We start from the raw sequence: 22,668 nt of genomic DNA, 5'->3' as shown, positions 1-22,668 counted from the left end.
AGGAAGCTAATTATTAAACCATAAACATTATTTATTATATGGCACGTTTAACTGTTGAAGATTGTATTAAGCATGTTGATAACCGTTTTATGTTAATTTTGGTTGCTGTAAAACGAGCACGCCAACTCGCAAATGGTGCAGAATCTACTATATCATTGGATGGTGATAAACCCACTGTGGTTGCTTTACGAGAGATTGCTGAAGGTCATATCAATACAGATATTCTTAATGAAGACTCACTTCCGAATCTACTTGAGAGATCCTATGAGCAAAGGGAGCATGTTCAGGGGGAATTCTGAATACACAGATAAATACAAATAACCCCTTCTTAGTAGTAACTCACTACAATTCTAAGCCTATTCCTGCTGGGCTTAACCAATTATGCACTACTGCAGGAAACTATCTAGATTCTGATTCTTTAAATCGAATTAAAGAAGCTTATTATTTCGCCGCAGCGGCACATGGTAAGCAAAAGCGTTGTTCTGGCGAGCTTTATATTACCCATCCTTTAGCTGTTGCTAATATCATGGCAGAAATGCACACTGATCATCAGTGTATTATGGCTGCCTTACTACATGATGTTTTAGAAGATACGGAGGCTTCTAAACAAGATCTAGCCCGCTGTTTTGGCGAAGAAGTAGCAGAGTTAGTAGATGGGGTAAGTAAATTAGCACAAATCAATACAATTTCTCGGGAATATGCTCAGGCAGATAACATACGAAAAATGCTGCTTGCAGTGACTCGAGATATTCGAGTTATTCTACTAAAGCTTGCCGATCGGCTTCATAATATGCGTACCCTAGAATCTCTTTCTAGAGAAAGACGGCACCGTATTGCCAAAGAAACTTTGGAAATTTATGCCCCTATTGCTAATAGACTTGGTATTCATAATATTCGTCGAGAGCTTCAAGATTTAGGGTTTCGAGCACTTTATCCTTTACGATATCGAGTATTAGAGGCAGCAGTAAAGCGAAACCGAGGTAAAAACAGGGAAATAATTTCAACTATTCAAAATGCAATTATGCATCGCTTATCTCAAGAAGGGTTAGGAGGGAATGTTGAGGGTCGAGAAAAGATGCTCTATAGCCTCTATCTTAAAATGCTGCAAAAGCATTGTTCTCTATCAGGGGTTATGGATTTATACGGATTTCGTATTACCGTACATTCTTTAGATGCCTGTTATCGAGTATTAGGTGCCGTACATAGTTTATACAAACCTGTTGTTGGAAAATTTAAAGACTATATTGCTATTCCTAAAGCAAATGGTTACCAAGCCTTACATACTGTTTTGTTTGGACCCCATGGTGTGCCTATTGAAATACAAATTCGCACGCAAGAAATGAAGCAAATTGCAGAAACTGGAATTGCTGCTCATTGGTTGTATAAAGAATCTGGAGAACATGGAAATAAAAGCGTAGGAGCACAACAAAGGGCAAGGGAATGGCTTAAGAATTTATTAGAAATACAGCAAAATACTGGGGATTCTTTAGAATTCCTTGAAAATATTAAGATCGATTTATTTCCCGATGAAGTTTATATATTTACCCCTAAAGGTGAAATTATGATTCTTCCTCAAGGAGCCACCGTTGTAGATTTTGCTTATACTGTCCATACGGATGTAGGTAACCACTGCATTGCAGCAAAAATTGATCGAAATTTAGTTCCCCTCTCTACCCCATTAAAAAATGGTCAAAGTGTACAAGTAATTACTGCACCTACGGCTCAACCTAGTCCTTCTTGGCTTAATTTTGTAGTCACTGGAAAAGCAAGAACCAATATTCGCCACTACTTGAAAAATTTGAAACAAGAAGAATCTATAAAACTTGGAGAGCGCTTACTTAACCGCTACTTACATAGCTATTCTCTTTCTTTAGAGAATATTTCAACAGATCAGGTTAATCATTTACTCAAGGAGTTTAATCTAGAAAATATCCAGCAGCTTTTAGAATCTGTTGGGTTAGGTAATCATCCCGCTTTGCTTGTTGCTCGCCGGTTACTTTCAGATGAAATGAAAGAATTTAATGAAGAAAGTCGCAAAGATTACTCTCGCCATCCTTTGCAAATAAAGGGTACAGAAGGGATGGTTGTTACCTTTGCTAAGTGTTGCCATCCTATTCCAGGTGATTCTATTCTTGGGTTTATTACTGCAGGTCGAGGGATTGTTATTCATGCAGAGCGATGTAAAAACCTGATTGGTTTTCGTGGCCAACACGAGCGATGGACTGATGTCCAGTGGGCAAAAGACATTCAAGCAGAGTTCCCTGTTGAAATTAGAGTAGATGTAGAAAATCGCCGAGGTGTTCTTGCTACTGTTGCAGCAGCTATTCCTGCTAACATTGATAATGTTATTATTCAGGACCGAAATGGGCTTATTTGCAGTATTTTATTCACTATTGAGGTTCAAAATCGCCATCAACTTGCCCAAGTAATGAGACGTGTGCGAAGATTAGAGATGGTAGTCCGTATCATACGAACAAAACACTAAAGAAGTAGAGGAGTATTATGACTCGCCAGATTATTCAAACAAAAAACGCACCTACCGCAATTGGTACTTATTCACAAGCGGTTAGAGTAGGGGATATTATTTATCTTTCGGGGCAAATACCTCTAGCTCCTGAAACTATGACCTTAGTCGAAGGCGATATGCAAGCCCAAATTCGACAGGTATTTAATAATCTTAAGGCAGTGGCAGAAGCTGCAGATAGTAATCTAGATCAAGTGGTTAAGTTAAATGTATATCTAACCGATTTAGCCAATTTTTCTTTAGTAAGTGAAATTATGGCAAATTATTTTAATGCTCCTTACCCAGCACGAGCAGTACTTGGTGTTGCAGCACTTCCCAGAGGAGCTTCAATAGAAATGGATGCCATCATCCACCTTACCTAGTAAAAAATATACCTCTTGCCTTGATAGTAAAAATAAAGAGAGCAGATTCTTAGAGACTTTAATTTCTGATCTAGAAGAAATTAAGCCAAGTACAATTAAGCAGTTAGCAAAATTAGGGCTTTATAGAGTCCAAGATTTGCTTTTTCATCTTCCTCAACGCTATCAAGATAAAACCCGAATTACACCTATCGGTAATTTACAGGTAGATACGGAAGCACTTATTCAAGGAAAACTCACCTCTAGTTATATTTACCCAGGTCGTCGACCTTTACTATCCTGTTGCTTAACTGATGATACTGGAAGTGTTTCTATTCGATTTTTTCATTTTAATTATTGGCAAAAAAAATTACTTATTCCTAACGCTCATATACGTTGTTTTGGAGAAGTGCACCAAGGAATAAAAAGCTTAGAGTTTATCCATCCAGAGTGGATAGTATTGAAGGATAAAGATAGTTTAATTGATTCTTATTTGACTCCCATTTATCCTATAACCAATGGGTTAAGTCAAACTACTTTGAGATGTTTAATACAAAGAATTCTCAATGAGTTAAATATTAAAGAAATAGAGGAGAGTTTACCTACCGTACTTCTTAAGTTCATTTACTTACCTAGTTTTTATCAAGCAATTTACTATCTTCATCAACCCCCTCCCGATGCTCCTATCGCTCTTCTTACTGAAGGAAAGCACCCAGCACAACAACGGTTAGCTTTTGATGAACTGCTTGCACACCGTCTTGCTTTAAAACAATTAAAATTTCATTCTCATCAATTACGAGCACCTGTATTACAAGCAAGCAGAAAGCTGATTAAGCAGTTTTTAGCTATCCTTCCCTTTGCTTTAACTGAAGCACAGCAACGAGTCACTGCAGAAATTTTAAGAGATATTGCAAAAAATACCCCCATGCAAAGACTCCTTCAAGGAGATGTGGGATCAGGAAAAACTATTGTAGCAGCTTTTGGAATATTGCAAGCGGTAGAAGCAGGTTATCAAGCTGCATTGATGGTGCCTACTGAACTATTAGCAGAGCAACATTTAGCAGTCTTTCAACACTGGATTTCTCCCCTTAAGATTAGGGTTGAGCGTCTCCCTTCAAAAGGCAATACCAAAGCACGGAAAGCGTGTTTAATGGGGCTAAAGCAAGGAGATATTCATTTAATTATTGGTACCCATGTGCTATTTCAAGAAGAGGTTATATTTCATAATCTAGGGCTAGTTATTATAGATGAGCAGCACCGCTTTGGGGTAACACAGCGGTTTGCCCTACTAAAAAAAGGGCAAAATAACAATTACTGTCCTCACCAACTGATTATGACCGCAACCCCTATTCCTCGCACTTTAGCCATGGCTACCTATGGAGATTTTCATACCTCAATCATCGATCAACTCCCCCTAGGGCGCTCCCCCATTATGACAGTAGCTATTCCTGATTTTCGTCGAAATGAAGTGATTGTAAAGATACAAGAGGCATGTAGGGAGGGAAAACAGGTTTATTGGGTATGTACTTTGGTAGAGGAATCGGAAACTCTTCAAGCACAAGCTGCAGAAAAAGTAGCCTTAGATCTCAACCAGCTATTACCAGAATTGAACATTGGCTTAGTACATGGTCGGCTAAAGCCTCAAGAAAAAGAATCGGTGATGGTAAATTTCAGAGTAGGAAATATAAAATTGTTAGTAGCTACCACAGTCATTGAAGTAGGGATAGATGTGCCTAATGCTAGTTTAATGGTGATAGAAAATGCAGAACGATTAGGTTTATCTCAATTGCATCAACTACGGGGACGGATTGGGCGTAGTACCGAGCGTAGTTATTGCATTTTACTGTATCATGGTCCTTTATCTAGGCTAAGTAGAGCTCGATTGGATTGTTTGCGTACTACCCAGGATGGGTTTGAAATTGCTCGTCTTGATCTTGAGCTTCGTGGCCCAGGGATGTTATTAGGCACCCGCCAAACTGGATTAATTTCTTATCGAATTGCTAATTTACTCCGTGATCAGGATTTACTAGCAAAAGTAGATCAAGTAGCAGATAAACTAATAACTCAATATTCTTGCTATATTCCTAAAATCATCCATAGATGGTTAGGAGAGGGGAGTCGCTATAAGGATGTATAGTATTGTTTCAATCGATATTAAATGAATATGATGAATCAACTAATTGTCTATGCCAAATTAATGCGGTTAGATAAACCTATTGGAATCTATTTACTCTTATGGCCTACTTTGTGGGCATTATGGATTGCAAGCCAAGGACAGCCTAGTTTAAAAGTACTGATTATATTTTTAATTGGAGTTACTTTAATGCGATCTGCTGGGTGTGTGATTAATGATTTTGCCGATCGAAACTTTGATCCCCATGTTGCACGTACTCAAGGCAGGCCTTTAGCTATTGGTATAGCCTCACCTAAAGAAGCAATCTTACTATTCATTGGATTATCTCTAACTGCCTTTAGCTTAGTACTGTTACTTAATACCTTTACTATTCAACTTTCTTTTATTGGGGCATTTTTAGCAGCCACTTATCCTTTTATGAAACGCTACACGCCTCTACCCCAAGTGTATTTAGGTGCTGCCTTTAGCTGGGGAATACCTATGGCTTTTGCAGTACAGACAAATACGATACCATTCGTAGCTTGGTTGCTATTTCTAGCAGCAATCATTTGGACCACTGTATATGACACTTTTTATGCCATGGTAGATCGGGAGGATGATTTACGAATTGGGGTAAAATCAACGGCAATTTTTTTTGGTCCTAATGATCGATTGATCACTGGCGTATTACAAATTGTATTAACCTTACTATTAACCTGGATAGGATTGCTAGTCCAATTGGGGTATTTTTATTTTATTGGATTATTCATTGCAAGTTGTTTTGCTATTTACCAGCAGTATCTAATTAGACATCGAGAACCCAATAAGTGTTTTCAAGCTTTTCTAAATAATAATTATTTTGGTATGGTTATTTTTATTGGGATCGCCATTCATTATTTAATGACTTAATCAGTGTGAAAATATTGATTCCTAAATTAAAAAATAGCTGGTTATTATGGATTCTTTTACTTAGTCTATTTTCTGTAAAGGCTGCCATATATGGGTGGACAGATTCAGAAGGGGTAACCCATTATAGCGATCGCCCTCATCCTGATGCTGAAGAAATTCAAGTTAAGGTAGATAATCCAAATCATAGCGAGTATGAGGTAAAAAGTGTTTATGATGGAGATACCATTCACCTTAAAGGAGGAGAAAAAATTCGATTATTAGGGATTAACACCCCTGAAATAGAAAGCCGTTTTCGCCCTGCAGAGCCTGGTGGGGATGAAGCAAAGGGTTGGCTTAAATCCCAGCTTGAAGGGAAAAAAATAACATTAGAACTTGATAAGGAAAAGCGAGATCACTATCAGCGGCTTTTAGCCCATATATTTGCTCTAGATGGTACCCATATTAATTTACGTTTAGTAGAAGAGGGTCTAGCAATCGTGAGTTTAATTCCTCCTAACTTTAAATATAGTAATCAACTGACTCAAGCTCAAAGTAAAGACGAAACTGCCAAATTAGGAATTTGGAATATGGCAGCTTATACACCACAATCGATTGCCAAGTTAGCAATAGGAAAGTATGAAAAGGGCTGGAATCGCTATTGGGGCACTCCAGAAAAAATTAAGCAAACACAAAAGTATACTTATTTAGTATTCAGTAAAAATATTGATATACGCATTCCTCAAGAACAACTTTCTTATTTTGATCCTCTTGAAAATTATCTTGGGAAAAAAGTAGAAGTACGGGGCTGGGTCAATCGTCGTCAAGATCATTACTCTATTTTAGTCAATCATCCCAGTAGTCTTAAAATTATTTAAGTAGACTACGAGCACAAACCCAAACATCTACCCGCTCTATACCTCCTTGATACAACACTTTAGCCAGTTCCCCTACAGTAGCTCCTGTAGTCAGCACATCATCCATAATGACTATATGTTTTAGGCGAAAATCTTTCTTAATTAAAAAAGCATTACGTAAATTAGTTTTTCGATCCGTTTGTAATAACCCTAACTGTGGCGGGGTATCTCGAATCCGCTCTACAGATTGATAATCAATAGGAATATTAAATGCACGAGCAATAGGACGAGCAATTTCTAAGCCTTGATTAAATCTCCGTTCTCTTAATCGTTTGGGATGCAAAGGTACAGGAATAATGCACTCTGGTATTGTGTCTAAACGAGTTTTTAAAAATTGCACCATTAGTTCCCCAAGTAGAGGAGCTAAATATAGTTTATGGCGAAATTTTAATTGTTGGATTAAATAATCCATAGGCTGATCGTAAATATAAGGGCATAAGGTGTTTTTTTGGGGCGGAGGATGTTGTTGGCAATCATCACAGAGTGTAGGTGTATCTTTAGTAAGGGAATTAGCACACTGGGAACAAGCAGTGCCTAATAAAGGAAGATCCAATCGACATGGAGTACAAATATCTAACCCTAAATCTCCAGCCGCACCACATAAGATACAAGTAGGAGGATATAGACTTTGTTTTAATGCTGTTAGAATAAGTGAAACATTCTGAATAAACACAAGGTAATCTTTTTTTTAAAAATAAGAATATGGATCTCTCCTCATCTCCCACAATACAATCTCAGTTACGTCATGATTGGACCATAGCAGAAATACTCAATTTATTTGAGATACCATTTACGGATTTACTTTATCAAGCACACACTGTTCATCGCCAGTATTTCGATCCCAATCAAATCCAAGCAAGTACTTTATTGAGTATTAAAACAGGGGGATGTCCAGAAGATTGTGCCTATTGCCCTCAAAGTGTACACCATCAAACTTCAGTAGAATCTGAGCCTTTATTATCTCTAAATCAAGTAGTTGAAGCAGCGACTCAAGCGAAAGCCCAAGGTGCTGGCCGATTTTGTATGGGGGCTGCGTGGCGCAGCCCAAAAGAGAAAAGCCTTGAAAAAATTATAGGCATGATAAAAGAAGTAAAAACCCTCGGTTTAGAAACTTGCGTTACTTTAGGGATGTTGGCTCCGGGGCAAGCCGAACAGCTCAAAGCAGCCGGATTAGATTATTACAATCATAATTTAGATACCTCGCCAGAGTTTTATGAGGAAATTATTACTACCCGTACTTACCAAGATCGATTGGATACCCTAGCACAAGTTAGAGAGGCGGGGATTCATGTCTGCTGTGGCGGAATCGTGGGAATGGGTGAAGAGCGATCTCATCGAGCAGGTCTACTGGCAAGTCTAGCCAATTTACCCTATCATCCAGAGAGCGTCCCGATTAATCAGTTAGTAAAAGTCGCAGGCACACCACTAGCTAATGCACCCTCTCTTGATCCCTTTGAATTTGTGCGTACCGTAGCCTGTGCCCGTATTTTAATGCCTCAATCTTTTGTACGACTTTCTGCCGGTAGAGAAACCATGAGCGATGAATTACAGGCTCTATGCTTTTTTGCAGGTGCTAATTCTCTTTTTTGTGGAGATAAGTTACTCACTACCCCCAATCCAGAAATGAATCGGGATCAGCAACTGTTAAAGCGATTAGGGCTAGCTTTTTCAGCGACTAAAAATTTAGAGAAAACCCCTAATTCCACTTGCCAATGTTCTGCTTCTTTATCTTCTTAGAGTAAATTGTGCTTTCTTTAAGTGCTGCTCTTAAAGCTGATCTTGAGCAACGCAAAGCCCAATCTCTTTATCGATACCGAAAAATCATCCAAGGACCTCAAGGTTCTTTTATCCAAGTAGATGACAAGAAATTTTTAGGGTTTTGTAGTAATAATTATTTAGGTCTTGCTAATCATCCTAAAGTACATACCGCTTTTATTCAAGGAGCTAATCAATATGGAATAGGAAGTGGTGCTGCTCATCTGGTTACTGGTCATAGCCAAGCACACCATGATTTAGAAGAAGCATTAGCAGAATTTGTAAATCGCCCTCGAGCATTATTATTTTCTACGGGCTACATGGCAAATATTGGGGTAATAAATGCTCTATTAGGACGGCAAGATTTAGTGATTGAGGATCGTTTGAATCATGCCTCCTTAATTGATGGGGGAAAATTTAGTGGTGCTGAGTTTAAACGCTATTTCCATGGGGATGATTCTGCTCTTAAGAATATTTTAGAGTCTAGTATCCATAGGCGTAAATTAGTAGTTACGGATGGGGTATTTAGTATGGATGGAGATATTGCCCCTCTTGTGGCACTGAGCACTGCTGCAGAGCAACATAATGCTTGGTTAATGGTAGATGATGCTCATGGATTAGGGGTACTAGGAGATCAAGGAAGGGGAACTTTAGAATATTTAAAATTAAGTGAAAACCAAGTGCCTATTTTAATTGGGACTCTTGGGAAAGCCTTAGGTACGTTTGGGGCTTTTGTGGCAGGAGAAGAAGCACTCATTGAAACTTTAATTCAACAAGCCCGTACTTATATTTATACTACCGCGCCACCACCAGCAGTAGCTACTGCCACCTTGGCTAGCCTACAGCTTACCCGCTCTGAATCTTGGCGCCGAGAAAAATTAACTTTCCTTATTCAGCACTTTCGCAAAGGGGCTGCGCAATTAGGGCTTAAATTAATGGATTCAATAACACCTATCCAACCTCTTGTAGTTGGAAATTCTGAAAAAGCTCTTGAAATAAGCCAGTCATTGCTTAAGCGTGGGATTTTTGTTATCCCAATTCGACCACCTACAGTGCCGCAAGGAACTGCACGGCTTCGGATTACTTTCACTGCCGATCATACTGAAGAGCAAGTAAATCAGTTATTGGATAGCCTTGCTCATAGTATATGAATCGCCATAGCCTCCATATTACTCAGCTAGGATCAGGACCTGATATTGTATTACTCCATGGTTGGGGATTTAATAGTGGTATTTGGAAGTCTTTAGCCGATCAATTGTCTTTAAACTTTAGGGTAACTTTGATCGATCTACCAGGTCATGGTCATAGCCAGCTACTCATTGAGGAAAAATCTTTAGCTGAAATTGCTGCTATGGTTGCAGTAGCTGCCCCGTCTCCTGCTATTTGGCTCGGTTGGTCCTTAGGTGGACTAATTGGGCTATATATTGCTATTTACCAACTAGCTATTGTTAATAAGCTTATCTTAGTAGCAACCACCCCTAAATTTACTACCACTGATGATTGGTTTTATGGAATTAATGCTGAAATATTTAATAACTTTTCTGTTGGGCTGCAAAAAAAACCAGAAGATACTTTAAAACGATTTGTGTTGTTACAAAATCAGGGCATTAAAGAAGCCATTTATTTAACTAGAGCACTCATTGCAGAGATTAAATTAAATTGCTCTCATAGTTATGGCTTAGGGGTAATGTTAAATATTCTTAAAGGAGGGGATTTGAGAGAAGATATAGCTAAAATTAAATGCTCTCTTTCTTTTATTTTAGGCAAAGAAGATCGTTTAATCCCTGCTGAGTTAGGCGACTGGGTGCAAAATAAAATACCATTAAGTCAGGTTTATCTGTTTGATAATGCAGGGCATACTCCATTTCTCTCTCACCCTAAAGAATTTTGGCATACACTAGAATTGATACTTAATTATCCCTAATTACAAATAGAGCACGTTTTGGACTATACCATTGATAAGAAAAAAATAGCAAAAGCCTTTAGCCAAGCAGCTGCCCATTATGATGAAACTGCCGTATTACAAAAAATGGTGGGAGAACAATTAATAGATCGGCTAGATCTAGAGAAATTAAGCCCTAAACTTATTGTGGATTTAGGAGCAGGCACAGGCCTACAAGCAGAAATATTACATCAACGCTATCAAGAGTCACAAATTATTGCTTTGGATTTCGCATTTAATATGGTGCAACAAGCAAAAAAGCGATTTAAAAATACATTTCCTCGAGTATTTTCCAAAATTTTAGGAAAAATAAAATCTTCCTCTACCCTAGGAGCTGTACACTGCGTTTGTGGTGATTTAGAAAATCTACCTTTTACTTCAGAAAGTGTGGATGTGATTTACTCAAATTTAGCCCTTCAGTGGAACTGGCAATTAGATTCTGTTTTTGAAGAATTTAAGCGAATTTTAAAACCCAAGGGGTTATTAGTATTTACTACTTTCGGTCCTGATACTCTAAAAGAGCTTCGAGAAGCTTGGGCTACCATAGATGAAAATCAGCATGTTAATACCTTTATGGATATGCACGATATTGGAGATAAACTAGTACATAGAGATTTTATAAATCCAGTGATGGATGTAGAGCGATATATTTTAAATTACTCAGATGTTTATAAACTGATGAAAGATTTGAAAAACTTAGGAGCTCATACAGTAGGATCTGGCAGAAATAAAGGACTCATGGGTAAAAATCGGCAACAAAAAATGATTCGATATTATGAATCTTTTCGTAGCTCAGAGGGATTACCTGCCAGCTTTGAGGTTATTTTCGGCCATGCTTGGCGTAGAGATTTAACTGGATTTAAACGGATTCCTAGAACTACTCCTAAAACACCCTTCTGATTTTAATTTATGGCAAAAGGTTTTTTTGTTACTGGTACAGACACAGGAATTGGTAAAACTTGGATTAGTGTAGGGTTAATCACCTACTTTAAACAACAGGGATTCCAAGTAGCTGGAATGAAGCCAGTAGCTAGTGGCTGCATATCTACTCCACTAGGTATATGTAATGAAGATGCACTACTGCTTAGAGATCATTCAAGTATTTCCCTAACTTACCCGCAAGTTAATCCCCATAATTTATCCTTACCAATTGCACCTCACTTAGCTGCTCAACACCAAAATACCCAAATTGATTTAAAGATAATACAAAATCACTTCGATGACATAGTTATCAAATCTGACGTAATCATTATAGAAGGGGTAGGGGGATGGATGGTGCCTATTAATCAAAAGCAAACTATGGTAGAAGTTGCTCAGTTATTTAAATTGCCTATAATTCTAGTGGTAGGTATGCGTTTAGGGTGCCTTAACCATGCCTTACTCACCTCTGAATCTATTTTAAAATCAGGACTTCCCTTGGCTGGATGGATTGCTAATCAAGTACAACCACAGATGGATTGGGTAGAGGAGAATATTCATTCCCTTCGTGAACACTTATCTGCACCCCTATTAGGTATTATTCCTTATTTAGATCAACTAACTGCTGAAAAAATATCAGAACACCTTAGTCTGGAACTATAAGGAGTTACATAGGTCTATGTGGTGTAAAATTAAGAAATTTTTAAGCTTATTGTGTAACTCTAAGAATTAGAAACCTCTATCTTAAAACTTTTAAAAACTTATTTTTTAATTAACGGTGCAGATCCTACCTATGATTAAACAATGCAAAACTATTGGGATTTTTTTCTTAATTGCTTTAGGATTAAATATCGCTCAAGCAGGAGATAATCTTTCTCCTAGAGACGTAGTACTCACTACTTCTCAGAAAGTACTTGAAGAGCTCAAAGATAAAAATGTAAATGTTAATGATAATCCGGAGTTCTTCTATGATATAGCTAATAAATATATTGTTCCTCATTTTAATTTTAAAAGATTATCCCAACGGGCGTTAGGAAAATACTGGCGTGATGCGACCGATCAGCAAAAAACAGATTTTACCGATCAGTTTCGTCAACTACTATTACGCACTTATATTATTGCTTTAACCAAATATAGTGCTGAAGATCTCTCCACCTTTATAAAAGATAAAATCCAAGTTCCCCCAGTTAATTATCCACCTGATGCAAAACGAGTCGATGTAAGGGTTATTGCAGAAAGGGATGGAGGTGGAGATCCTGCCAATATCGTTCTTAGACTTTATTTAGATAAAGAAAAAGACTGGAAAGTAGATGATGTATTAGTAGAAGGAATCAGTTTAATTACTAACTATCGGGCTGAATTTTCCAATAAAATCCACACTAACGGGATGCAGGCTTTAATTGATGAACTTGCTTCTCATAATAAGGAAGTCATGGAAAAGAAAGCAACGGATGATGATAAAAGTTCTCAGAAAGAAAAATCTAATAAGAAATAGTAGTTTTATTTAATAGCTAAACCAGCAGATAATTATTCCTCTGGGATTTTATCTAGCTGGTTTAGCCAAGTGGTAATTTCACTATCACTCGGTGCTTGATAACCCACTCTAGGTGATAAGCTGTAACCTACACTTACACCATCTACCATCGCACTTCGTTTAAATTGGCTTGAATGAAAGAAGCGTTTCAAAAACACACCTAGCCAGTGTTTAATTTCTTTCAAAGTATATTGGCAGCGGTGATCTTCAATATGATCTGGCCAATTACCTTGTCTAAAGTCATGCCATGCGGACCACGCAAGAAAAGCTACTTTGCTAGGCGAATAGCCAAAACCCAAAGTGTAATACAGATGAAAATCCTGAAGCGGATAAGGACCTACTGTATCTTCAGATCGCTGGATAGGATGATTTTCTTCAATGGGAATAAGCTCTGGGCTGATTTCACTAGCTAGGATAGTTTTTAGGGCAACACTCATTTCTTCCCCAAATTTTTGGCTTTTCTCTATCCAACTAATCATAGACTGAATTAAGGTTTTAGGGAGACTACTATTCACATGGTAGTGTGCCATATGATCACCTACCCCATAAGTACACCAACCTAAAGCCATTTCACTTAAATCTCCAGTACCAATCACAAGGGCTTGATGGAAATTAGCGATCCGAAATAAATGACTTGCTCGTTCACCGGCTTGTACATTTTCAAAGGTTAAATCATAAACCAGCTTACCTTCTGCATAGGGATGACCAATATCTTTCAACATTTGCATCGCACTAGGGGAAATATCCATTTCATGGACTTGGCACCCACTTGCAGTAGTAAGCTGCCTTGCCCGAATGAGTGCATTTTCGCTGGTACCAAATCCAGTCATGATATAAGCGAGGATATGACTACGAGATAACTTTAAAATGTCCATAGCTCCCATACATACAATTAAGGCTAAGGTAGAATCTAATCCTCCAGAAACCCCTAACACTATTTTAGTTATTCCAGTAGTTTGTAGTCGTTTAACTAATCCCTGTACCTGCATTGCGTAGATTTCTTGGTAGCGTTTATCTTGTTTTTCTAGGTTCTTTGGTAGATAAGGAAAGCGCGAATAAATTCGCTTCAGTAGTAACCTCTCTTGTAAAGGAAGAAAAATTGAATAAGAAATTGTTTCAAAATTTGTAAGAAGTTCTTGATGCTGATAACAAGCTTCAGAAAAATTGTGAGATCGAATCTGGCTTTGCTGCAAACTATCTAAGTCAATGTCACCGCTGATCAATTGAGATTGATAGGAGAAAGGCTGGGTTTGAGCAAGGCAAGTACCATTTTCATAAATTATCCCTTGCCCATCCCATGCAAAATCTGTAGTAGATTCTCCAAATCCTCCATTGGCATAAAAATAAGCAGCACAACACCGTTGGGATTGGCTGCTGATTAGCTGGGAACGATTATATATTTTATCAACTCCAGCATTAGATGCAGTTAAGTTAATTAAGACGTGAGCCTCTGCTAAAGCACCATAAGAAGAAGAGGGAATAGGGGAAAAATCTTCACCTACCGTGATATGAAAACTAAATAATGGCTGTTCCTTACTTTTAAAGAGTAAATAGGGATTAACAGGAATAATATCTTGATTTGCAATAGAAACATATTTTTTAAAAATACGAGAAACAGAAGTAAATTGCCGTCTTTCATGATTTGCTAAGCTAACTTTAGGTACTACTCCTAAAATTTTCCCTTGATAAAAAGCTGCTGCACAGTTAAAAAGTGATCCCTCTATTAGTAAAGGCATTCCAATCACCCCAATAATAGGGAGATTTTGAGATTGTTTTAGAAGCCAATAAAAAGCCTGCTCACATTCCGTTAATAACGCTTGTTGGAAAAAAAGATCGCCACAGCTATAACCAGAGAGGCTTAACTCCGGAAATGCTATTAAAATACTTTTATCCTTAATCCCTTGCTCTAATAAATTTAGAATTTCTTGACTGTTAAATTGAGGATCAGCTATTTTTACGCAAGGAATAGCTACGGCAATACGAACAAAGTTATGGTGGTATAGATTAAAAAAATGATGATTATTGATCATATCTAACAGCACCTTTTTAGACGAGTTATTATCAGTTTAATCTAAAAAAAGAAATTTGTATTTCAAATAGATAACTAGGATATTATTCTTTTCTTGCAATACAAATATTTTGTACTATATTTAATAGTTTTTATCTTTTTTTTAAAAGCTGCTAAAATGACCTAGAGATTAATCATTTATTCCGGAGGTAAATAAAATGATGTTTTCTAGATGTTATCTTTTCCTCATTGGGATGCTCATCGCTGCACCCCCATCTATCTACGCTCTTGATGCACAGATAGACTCCAAACCAACCGTTTATATCCAACAAGATGAAGAAACAGGGCAATTTTTTAGAATTGAGCTAGATTTTGATCCTAAAAATAATACCTACGATGTAATCCAAGCTAGTGTAGATCAAGCTGAGCTTGATGAATTAAAAGCGGCTGGATTTCAAATTGGCATACTGCCTTTGCAAGAGCCAGATAAGCTAGATAATTATAATACTCAATCAAGTGGACCTAATGAGTCTGAAGAAATCTGAAGAAAAATGTCCAATACCTACTAATTTTACGATTTATGGAGATTCATCAGGAAATGTTTTTGGTAATATTTATTGTCTTACGACGACCACTTCTAATACTGTAAGCACTCAGTGGGTTGGCTTTGATTTTTATACTAGTCCAAACTATGAGGGACAAGCAACCCACAACATTATCGTGCCTTTCTTTAAACAAATCCTCCATGGCTGGGGAGCTTTCTTTGGAAATAACTCACAAGATCTTTTGCATGGATGCGGATCAAACATGATTTATACCACCCAAATTGAAGGTTGGGCACAACTCCTTAATCCTCAAGGACCTCAGGATCAGCAAAGTTTAACTTATAATGGTCCTAATAGTTGTGGTGCTGAATTGCATTCAGGTGGCACTCCTCAGCCCCATTATCGTATGAGTATTCAGGCCAGCACAGGTAAATGGGTAAGCTATCAAGTTCAAGAATACCAAAATGGTAATTTAGTTACCGTAACCCCTTGGAAAACTTTAAATGTACTTAGCCAAAATTGGCCAAATGGAACACCAAATCTAGATTCTACTGCTAAAAGCTTATTTATCGGCTCAGTAAAGGGAGGTAATAACTGGACGATTTACGTCAATAATTTCAGCTATGGATGGTTTTAATCATGACTAAGCTTAGAAAATTTACCTTATTAAGCACTGCTCTCAGTAGCTTACTTTCTGTACCTGTTGTTCAAGCTACTCAATGGCATCAGCTATGCCCAGAGCAAGATTCTTGTATCTATCCACAAGTGTATATTGGTTCTCAAGGGCTACTAGAGCTGTTAAATCCTGCTTTGGTACCCATCGTAGGTACTCAAAATGCTTGGCTACAGTATTCCAATATGTTTACACAAGAAAGCTATGATTTTCATTCACAAGGGGTATTTGTCATTCATCCTCCCAAAACTGTGGCCGATATTTTAATTCCTAACAGACAGCCTACTGCAGAGGTTCCCTATCCATCTAGCCTTCAAATATCTAATTATAATGCTATTGAAACAAAAGATGGGAGTATGTTGCAGTTTTATGGCTCTAATTGGGTAATGCACTATTCTTCAGAAGGAGAGCTAGTTGGCTCTACCGCTTTATTTGACATCGACGCATCCAACCCAGCTAACGTAGATACCACTCTCTATACCTTCACGGGTCCTCCAGTGCGTCTTGGCAATACCCTGCTTGTAGGGGGGATGAGAATAGGAGTGCAGAGTATTTATTCTAGCACCGATGAAGGGCAAACTTGGCAAGGAGTAAAAGCACAGATTGATGATGATACTAATCTCCGAATCGGCGATGATCGCTATAATTTACTAGCTAATCCAGAAGGTACAGGACTATGGGCTAATGTTTCAGAATTTGGTAATAATCCTTCGGGACTTTGGGAATCCACCAACCTAGGAGCTACCTGGACTCCAGTAGACAATGGCAGCTTTCCTGAAAAAACCGTACGAGTGGTATTAGATCCTAATAATCCTCAAATTGCCTACGCTCTTTCCAATCAAGGCTTATACCAAAGTCAAGATCGGGGTGTGTCTTGGACTCTTACCACCTTAACCCAACCGGTTCATGGCTTAGTTTTTGTTCCTCAAGCCCCGCCCTTAAAACCCATGATGGTAGCAGGCACTGATACTGGCATTATGATTGATACTGATCCTTTAGGCGATTGGCAAGGAATGAACCAAGGATTACTGAGTATTCCTCATAGTGTCACTAATGCCCATGGCTTATTGATTGCGGTCAGTGCGGCAGGCTACTTTACTTGTGCTGATCTGGACTGTTTTGGATTGGGGCAGGCAGTACCTGAAGGATTACCTACTACGGCTAGTGCCTTACGTACGGATCTGTTTAATGCTCTTCAAGCAGGGACTACTTTTAATCAAGAGCATACGGTGACAGTTACTGAATTTTATAATTCCAATATTGATCAATACTTTATGACTACCGATCCAGAGGCGATGGGGGCCTCAGGGGTAGCAGGGGCTGGTTGGGCACCTACTGGACAGAGTTTTACTGCATGGAGTGTGTTAGGTAGTAGTGTCGGGGCTTATGTGTGTCAGTTTTATGGCTCCCTCAATCCCGGACCCAATAGCCATTATTGGACTATTTCTCCGAGTGAATGTAATCAGCTCTTAGATCTACAAGCTCAAACTCCAGAGAATACCCCTCGCTGGAATTTTGAGAAGTATCCGTTTATGGCAATTCCTGTTCAAGTGAGCGATGGGGTTCAGTCCTGTCCTGATTCTTATAGCCCAATATATCATGCCTATAATAATGGTCCTGTTCAAGGCAAAGAGTCTGGTTTTCGTTATGTGTCCGATCGTTCGGTACTTGAACCCTTGTTTGATGCGGGTTGGATTGATGCCGGAATCGCTTTTTGTGGGGCTGGGGCTTCTTAGTTAGTTTAAAATAGTCTTTTCTAACTTTAATATAAGGGGCTATAAAATCCCCTTATTTCTTAAACAATTTAAGGAATCTGGGGATAAATCATTAGTCTAGATACACTCTACTTACTCATTTTCCCTTTAATATTAAGCTAGATAGGCTTATAAGTAAGAGTTTTAATCAAATATTAATCAAGTAGCAAACAGGAGAAAATATCATGACTTAGAGCAACAGTTAGACATGCTAGAACAGAAAACAATCAATTCCAAAACCTTAAGACAAATAGGAGAAATTAAGGATACGCAGATAAGAAGGGCAGCATTAATGGCTGCAATAGATAGAGCTAGGCTGTACCTATGCCTGAAATCAGAGAAATACGTTCTGAACCAGAGCAATCTGAGACAGATGAATTCAATAAAACTATGGATCACATATTCTGAGTTGCTGTATATTTTGTAGCAGTGTTTAGGCTAACAGGATTACTTTCGGCTGGCTAGGCACAATCTTTCCACCTCACTAAGTAATAGGAGATTGAGCATTGAAACCTAAAATAGTGTCCCTCTTTTCAGGATGTGGCGGGCTTGACCTTGGTTTTCACAATCAAGGCTATGAAACTGTTTGGGCTAATGACTTTGCTCATTGGGCTTGCGAAACTTTTAAGAAAAATTTTGGCGACATCATCGTTGAAAAAGATATTGAAGAGATTGACCCTTATACAGACAAATCTATTCCTGATTGCGATCTAATATTGGGTGGTTTCCCTTGCCAAGATTTTTCTATGATTTGGAAACAACCTGGACTTAAAGGCGAAAGAGGAAATTTATACAAAAGTTTTTTACGTTTTGTTGATGCGAAAAAACCAAAAGTCTTTGTCGCTGAAAACGTAAAAGGGCTGTTGACAGCAAACGAGAAAAAAGCAATTCAACAAATCATAGAGGACTTTGATAAAATCAAACCGGGTTATGTTGTTATTCCCAAGCTTTATAAATTTGCAGAGTACGGAGTGCCACAGTTTAGAGAAAGGGTTTTGATTGTCGGAATTAGAGTGGATACAGGTTTTGAATTTGAACACCCACAACCAACTCACGGAATAGAAAACGGAAAACCATATTTTACAGCAGGAGAAGCATTAAAAGGGGTTGAAAAAACTAAATACAATAACGAACTTTTGAGAATAACGGACAAAACTCGTGAAATGTTAAGCCTAATTCCAGAGGGTGGAAATTTCACAGATATACCAAAAAACCACCCTCTTTATGTAAAAGGCTTGATAAGTCACGTTTATCGCAGGCTAAAACTTGATGAACCTGCAAAAACGATTATTGCAGCAGGTGGTGGTGGAACTTGGGGCTATCACTATCCCGAACCACGAGCATTAACAAATAGAGAAAGAGCAAGATTACAATCTTTCCCTGATGATTTCGTTTTTGAGGGGTCTACAACAGAAGTACGGAGACAAATTGGAAATGCTGTCCCACCAAAAGGAGTTGAAGAATTGGCAAAAACCCTTCTACCTCTTTTTATGGATAAATACAAAACAACTGATTTGAAGCAGTTAAGGAAAGATCTTATTGCAATGCCTTTTTCTGAACGATTGGCAATGATAACTGCTTAATACTTTACCTATGGAATTATTACTGTCGAATCATCAACCTGCAAAATTTTCAAACGGAACAACGCCAAAGGTTTGGCTTGAGAATTTGGCAAAAGCCGAACTAATCAGAATTGCCACAGGATTTATTTCTTCTGCTTCTTTGATTGAATTAAAGAAAATGGCTGAAGTGAATGAGAAACCTCATGTTGAAATGCTAATTGGTATGCACTACTTTGACGGCTTCACAAAACAACAATTTGATTGTGCTTTGGCATTGAATGAAACTTTACAAGAGCAAAACAGAGGTATTGTATACTTATCAAATGCAGTGCGATTTCACGGAAAGATGTATTCGTTTTGCGATACAAAACAATGTTTTAGTGCGATTATAGGCTCATCTAATTTAAGCAGCCTTTTATCAGCAAATAAAATTTATGAGGCGGATTGCTTTTTTGAGCAAGACAACGCTAAAACAATAGATAAATCTATTCGAGATTTATTCGGTAAGCTCGGCAAGCCAATTACAGATTTTCAAATTGATAAATTTAATGAAAACAATGAACTATTAGAAAATCATTATGGTGTAAAAAAGTTAAATCCGACAGAACATACTCAAATATGGAATACAAAGACTGATGTTTCTTTTGATATTCCAATGAAAACAGAAGCAAAGAGTAACCTAAATGTTTATTTTGGGAAAGGTAGAATAAATCAAAGAGGTTTTGAAATGCCTCGACCTTGGTATGAAGTCGAAATTATAGTGCCAGTAACTATAACACGGCAACCAAATTATCCAGTAAAACGAACTTTTGATGTCGTAACAGACGATGGTTGGCGTTTTAGTTGTAAAACTACGGGCGATTATGGTAAAAACCTTCGTTCTGCTGATGACTTATTAGTTTTAGGCAAGTGGATAAAAGGTAAATTGGAACAGAAAAATGCACTTACAATGGGAACGCCTGTAACTGAAAATGTTTTATTACAATACGGAAGAAGCGAAATGAAGTTGTCCGCAACTAACGACCCTAATTTATGGTTAATCGAATTTTAATAAAATGGGTGTTAGTAATTTATCAGAATATACAAATAAAATTGACAATCAAGGTCTTGTAAGAACAATTATAGATACATCAACTTCTGTTTATTCAAATATTCAACAACACTTTGATTATACAAACAACATTAACGGTCTTTTATTAGGCAATGTTCAGAGTGGAAAAACTGCCCAAACATTAGGCATAATTGCAAAATTAGCAGATGAGTGTTTTCCTATTTTTCTAATGCTTACGACTGACAATGTTTATTTACAAAAACAAACCTACGAAAGAGCAATCAGCAGTCTGACAACATTTGATGTCTTTGGTGAGTATGATGATGTGCCGTTTTTTAATTCAGAAATGAAAAAAACTATTCTTGTCGTTCTTAAAAAGAATACAAATGTTCTCAAAAAATGGCGTAATCATTTATCTTCTTCTAATTATTGTTCATCAAATCCTATTGTTATTGTAGATGATGAGGCAGATGCAGCAAGTTTGAATACATTGATAAATAAGAAACGAGTAAGTACAATCAATAATCATCTTGCCTCAATCAAAGATTTAGCAAGCAGCAGCATTTATTTTCAAGTTACAGCAACACCACAATCAATACTTTTGCAATCTGAAATTTCGGGTTGGAAACCTGCATTTGTAAATTATTTTAAACCGGGCGACAATTATTTAGGTGGCGATTTTTTCTATGCAGAACCGACATCTTATTGCATTCGCTACACTGAAGAAAACGAATTAGATAAAGTAAAACAGGAAAGCGAATTTATACCGCAGGGATTACGAGATAGTTTAATGTCGTTTCTTGTAGTTTGTGCATATTGTAATGAAAGTAAACAAGACACTTGTAATTTTCTAATTCACCCAAGCGTAAGAATAAATGATCACGAAATTTTTGCAAACAAAATTGGGGAACATTTGAATTTCCTACTTGAAGAATTAGAAACGGAAAGTACAATATTTGAAGACAATCTACGTAGGGCATGGCTTGATTTACAAATGTCAAAACCCGACATAACAAATTTTGAGGACATAAAACAACAGATAACTTCGTTATTATTCGAGCAAAAAATCAAGACTGTTATACTAAATTCAACATCTTCAATAGAGGTAGATTATAACAAAGGATATAATATTATCGTTGGCGGAAACAGTTTAGGCAGAGGAATAACAATATCAAAACTACAAACTATTTATTATTGTCGTAAATCAAAAACACCACAAGCAGACACGTTTTGGCAACATTCTCGAATGTTCGGTTATGATAGAGGCGCAGGCTTGATGAGAATTTATATTCCGCCAACTTTGCATAGATTATTCACGGAATTAAACAACTCAAACCGTGTTCTGATAAAACAAATAGAAGAGTTTGGCTTGGACGGAATACAGTTGATTTACCCTAAAAACATACGACCTACTCGTAAAAATGTTGTTGATAACGAGTTTTTGAATTTTGTTGCGGGAGGTGTAAACTTCTTTCCAAATAATCCACTTGAAAACAACGCTGAACAAGTTGACGAACTGTTATCATCTTACAAAAACGAAAAAGAAATAGAAAACACAACGTTTGTCACCATTCAACAACTTTTAAAACATGTTGGCAGTACGGACATAGAAGATTGGGACAATGAGAAATTTAATAATTGCGTACAATCGTTAAGCGTAAAAAGACCAAGTACGAAATGTTATTTAATCATTCGCAGGGACAGAGATATTTCAAGCGGTACAGGAACATTACTATCGCCTACTGACAGAAAAATTGGCGACAAACTCAACAGGGCATTAGTTCTGACTTTGTATCGTGTGAACGGACAAACTTCAAAAGGTTGGAAAGGGAAACCGTTTTGGATACCTAACATTAAGTTCCCCGGCGATGCTTGTTTTTACGATGTGAAAGGTTGAAACACCCACTACTTTTGGTAGTATATTTGCATTTTTCCAACCGCACAAAGCCAGACTAAAAATGCAAAAGAGCTACCAGCCAACACATCATGATGAGATCGAAAATAATGGATGATAATACCCTGTAGTATGGGGGCTTATGTGTGCTAATTTTATGAATCCCTCAACCCCGGACCTAATAGTCATTATTGGACTATTTCTCCGAGTGAATGTAATCAGCTCTTAGATCTACAAGCTCAAACTCCAGAGAAT

Annotated in this window: 20 protein-coding genes; 18 read left to right on the top strand and 2 right to left on the bottom strand. The window is 37.6% G+C overall.

Annotation, left to right across the window (positions count from 1 at the left end; translation table 11 throughout):
- The first annotated feature begins 38 nt into the window (after positions 1–38).
- Genes rpoZ through OOL07_RS07530 form a run of 6 tightly spaced genes read left to right on the top strand, consistent with a single transcriptional unit; the run spans position 39 to position 6,738 of the window.
- Positions 39–299: a DNA-directed RNA polymerase subunit omega gene (gene rpoZ, locus OOL07_RS07555; RefSeq protein ID WP_264695937.1), complete on the top strand. Its 261-nt coding sequence runs from the start codon at positions 39–41 to the stop codon at positions 297–299.
- Complete coding sequence (locus tag OOL07_RS07550) at positions 293–2,485, top strand: RelA/SpoT family protein (RefSeq protein ID WP_489667113.1); 2,193 nt, start codon at positions 293–295, stop codon at positions 2,483–2,485. Before rpoZ ends, OOL07_RS07550 begins: the two co-directional genes overlap by 7 nt.
- A gap of 17 nt (positions 2,486–2,502) precedes the next feature.
- Positions 2,503–2,886 carry a RidA family protein gene (locus OOL07_RS07545; RefSeq protein ID WP_264695936.1) on the top strand — a complete coding sequence of 128 codons (384 nt, stop codon included), beginning with the start codon at positions 2,503–2,505 and terminating at the stop codon, positions 2,884–2,886.
- Entirely contained in the window at positions 2,864–4,999 is a 2,136-nt protein-coding gene (recG, locus tag OOL07_RS07540; protein ID WP_264695935.1) for an ATP-dependent DNA helicase RecG, read from the top strand. The genes OOL07_RS07545 and recG overlap by 23 nt, the downstream gene beginning before the upstream one ends.
- A gap of 27 nt (positions 5,000–5,026) precedes the next feature.
- Entirely contained in the window at positions 5,027–5,884 is an 858-nt protein-coding gene (gene ubiA, locus OOL07_RS07535; protein WP_264695934.1) for a 4-hydroxybenzoate octaprenyltransferase, read from the top strand.
- A gap of 5 nt (positions 5,885–5,889) precedes the next feature.
- Complete coding sequence (locus OOL07_RS07530) at positions 5,890–6,738, top strand: thermonuclease family protein (protein WP_264695933.1); 849 nt, start codon at positions 5,890–5,892, stop codon at positions 6,736–6,738.
- Here the strand turns inward: OOL07_RS07530 and OOL07_RS07525 are convergent.
- Positions 6,731–7,450 carry a ComF family protein gene (locus OOL07_RS07525; RefSeq protein ID WP_264695932.1) on the bottom strand — a complete coding sequence of 240 codons (720 nt, stop codon included), beginning with the start codon at positions 7,448–7,450 and terminating at the stop codon, positions 6,731–6,733. The two genes, OOL07_RS07530 and OOL07_RS07525, sit on opposite strands and share 8 nt — an antisense overlap.
- Positions 7,451–7,479: 29 nt before the next feature.
- Between OOL07_RS07525 and bioB the strand changes: the two genes are divergently transcribed.
- The 6 genes from bioB (at position 7,480) to OOL07_RS07495 (ending at position 12,887) form a co-directional block, all read left to right on the top strand.
- The gene (gene bioB / locus OOL07_RS07520; protein ID WP_264695931.1) at positions 7,480–8,514 is read left to right on the top strand and encodes a biotin synthase BioB; all 1,035 of its coding nucleotides are present in this window, start codon (positions 7,480–7,482) and stop codon (positions 8,512–8,514) included.
- 8 nt (positions 8,515–8,522) lie between these two features.
- Positions 8,523–9,683, top strand: coding sequence for an 8-amino-7-oxononanoate synthase (bioF, locus tag OOL07_RS07515; protein WP_264695930.1), 1,161 nt, complete (start codon positions 8,523–8,525; stop codon positions 9,681–9,683).
- Positions 9,680–10,456 carry a pimeloyl-ACP methyl ester esterase BioH gene (gene bioH, locus OOL07_RS07510; RefSeq protein WP_264695929.1) on the top strand — a complete coding sequence of 259 codons (777 nt, stop codon included), beginning with the start codon at positions 9,680–9,682 and terminating at the stop codon, positions 10,454–10,456. The genes bioF and bioH overlap by 4 nt, the downstream gene beginning before the upstream one ends.
- Positions 10,457–10,474: 18 nt before the next feature.
- The gene (gene bioC, locus OOL07_RS07505; RefSeq protein WP_264695928.1) at positions 10,475–11,374 is read left to right on the top strand and encodes a malonyl-ACP O-methyltransferase BioC; all 900 of its coding nucleotides are present in this window, start codon (positions 10,475–10,477) and stop codon (positions 11,372–11,374) included.
- A gap of 9 nt (positions 11,375–11,383) precedes the next feature.
- Positions 11,384–12,055, top strand: a complete 672-nt coding sequence (gene bioD, locus OOL07_RS07500) for a dethiobiotin synthase (RefSeq protein WP_264695927.1) — start codon at positions 11,384–11,386, stop codon at positions 12,053–12,055.
- 130 nt (positions 12,056–12,185) lie between these two features.
- On the top strand, positions 12,186–12,887 hold the full coding sequence (locus tag OOL07_RS07495) for an MlaC/ttg2D family ABC transporter substrate-binding protein (RefSeq protein WP_264695926.1): 702 nt from the start codon (positions 12,186–12,188) through the stop codon (positions 12,885–12,887).
- A 32-nt stretch (positions 12,888–12,919) separates the two neighbouring features.
- On the opposite strand, the gene OOL07_RS07490 is transcribed toward OOL07_RS07495, so the two are convergent.
- The gene (locus OOL07_RS07490; protein WP_264695925.1) at positions 12,920–14,956 is read right to left on the bottom strand and encodes an NAD(+) synthase; all 2,037 of its coding nucleotides are present in this window, start codon (positions 14,954–14,956) and stop codon (positions 12,920–12,922) included.
- A gap of 196 nt (positions 14,957–15,152) precedes the next feature.
- Here OOL07_RS07490 and OOL07_RS07485 point away from each other — a divergent pair, with 196 nt between their 5' ends.
- The 6 genes from OOL07_RS07485 to OOL07_RS07460 all read left to right on the top strand — a co-directional run bounded on the left by OOL07_RS07485 (position 15,153) and on the right by OOL07_RS07460 (position 22,416).
- A complete protein-coding gene (locus tag OOL07_RS07485; protein ID WP_264695924.1) occupies positions 15,153–15,479 on the top strand; it encodes a hypothetical protein in 327 nt (108 codons plus the stop codon).
- Positions 15,460–16,116, top strand: a complete 657-nt coding sequence (locus OOL07_RS07480; RefSeq protein WP_264695923.1) for a hypothetical protein — start codon at positions 15,460–15,462, stop codon at positions 16,114–16,116. The genes OOL07_RS07485 and OOL07_RS07480 overlap by 20 nt, the downstream gene beginning before the upstream one ends.
- Before the next feature lie 2 nt (positions 16,117–16,118).
- Positions 16,119–17,888 (top strand): WD40/YVTN/BNR-like repeat-containing protein, encoded by a 1,770-nt coding sequence (locus OOL07_RS07475; RefSeq protein WP_264695922.1) that lies wholly within the window; start codon positions 16,119–16,121, stop codon positions 17,886–17,888.
- Between the two features lie 524 nt (positions 17,889–18,412).
- A complete protein-coding gene (locus OOL07_RS07470) occupies positions 18,413–19,489 on the top strand; it encodes a DNA cytosine methyltransferase (RefSeq protein ID WP_264695921.1) in 1,077 nt (358 codons plus the stop codon).
- Positions 19,490–19,499: 10 nt separating this feature from the next.
- A complete protein-coding gene (locus tag OOL07_RS07465) occupies positions 19,500–20,519 on the top strand; it encodes a restriction endonuclease PLD domain-containing protein (protein ID WP_264695920.1) in 1,020 nt (339 codons plus the stop codon).
- A 4-nt stretch (positions 20,520–20,523) separates the two neighbouring features.
- Positions 20,524–22,416 (top strand): Z1 domain-containing protein, encoded by a 1,893-nt coding sequence (locus OOL07_RS07460; RefSeq protein ID WP_264695919.1) that lies wholly within the window; start codon positions 20,524–20,526, stop codon positions 22,414–22,416.
- Positions 22,417–22,668: the final 252 nt, after the last annotated feature.

The sequence above is a fragment of the Candidatus Nitrosacidococcus sp. I8 genome, from assembly GCF_945836005.1.
GTDB lineage: Bacteria > Pseudomonadota > Gammaproteobacteria > Nitrosococcales > Nitrosococcaceae > Nitrosacidococcus.
The sequence above is the reverse complement of the archived record's forward strand: the minus strand, read 5'-3'. Positions and strand labels throughout refer to the sequence as shown.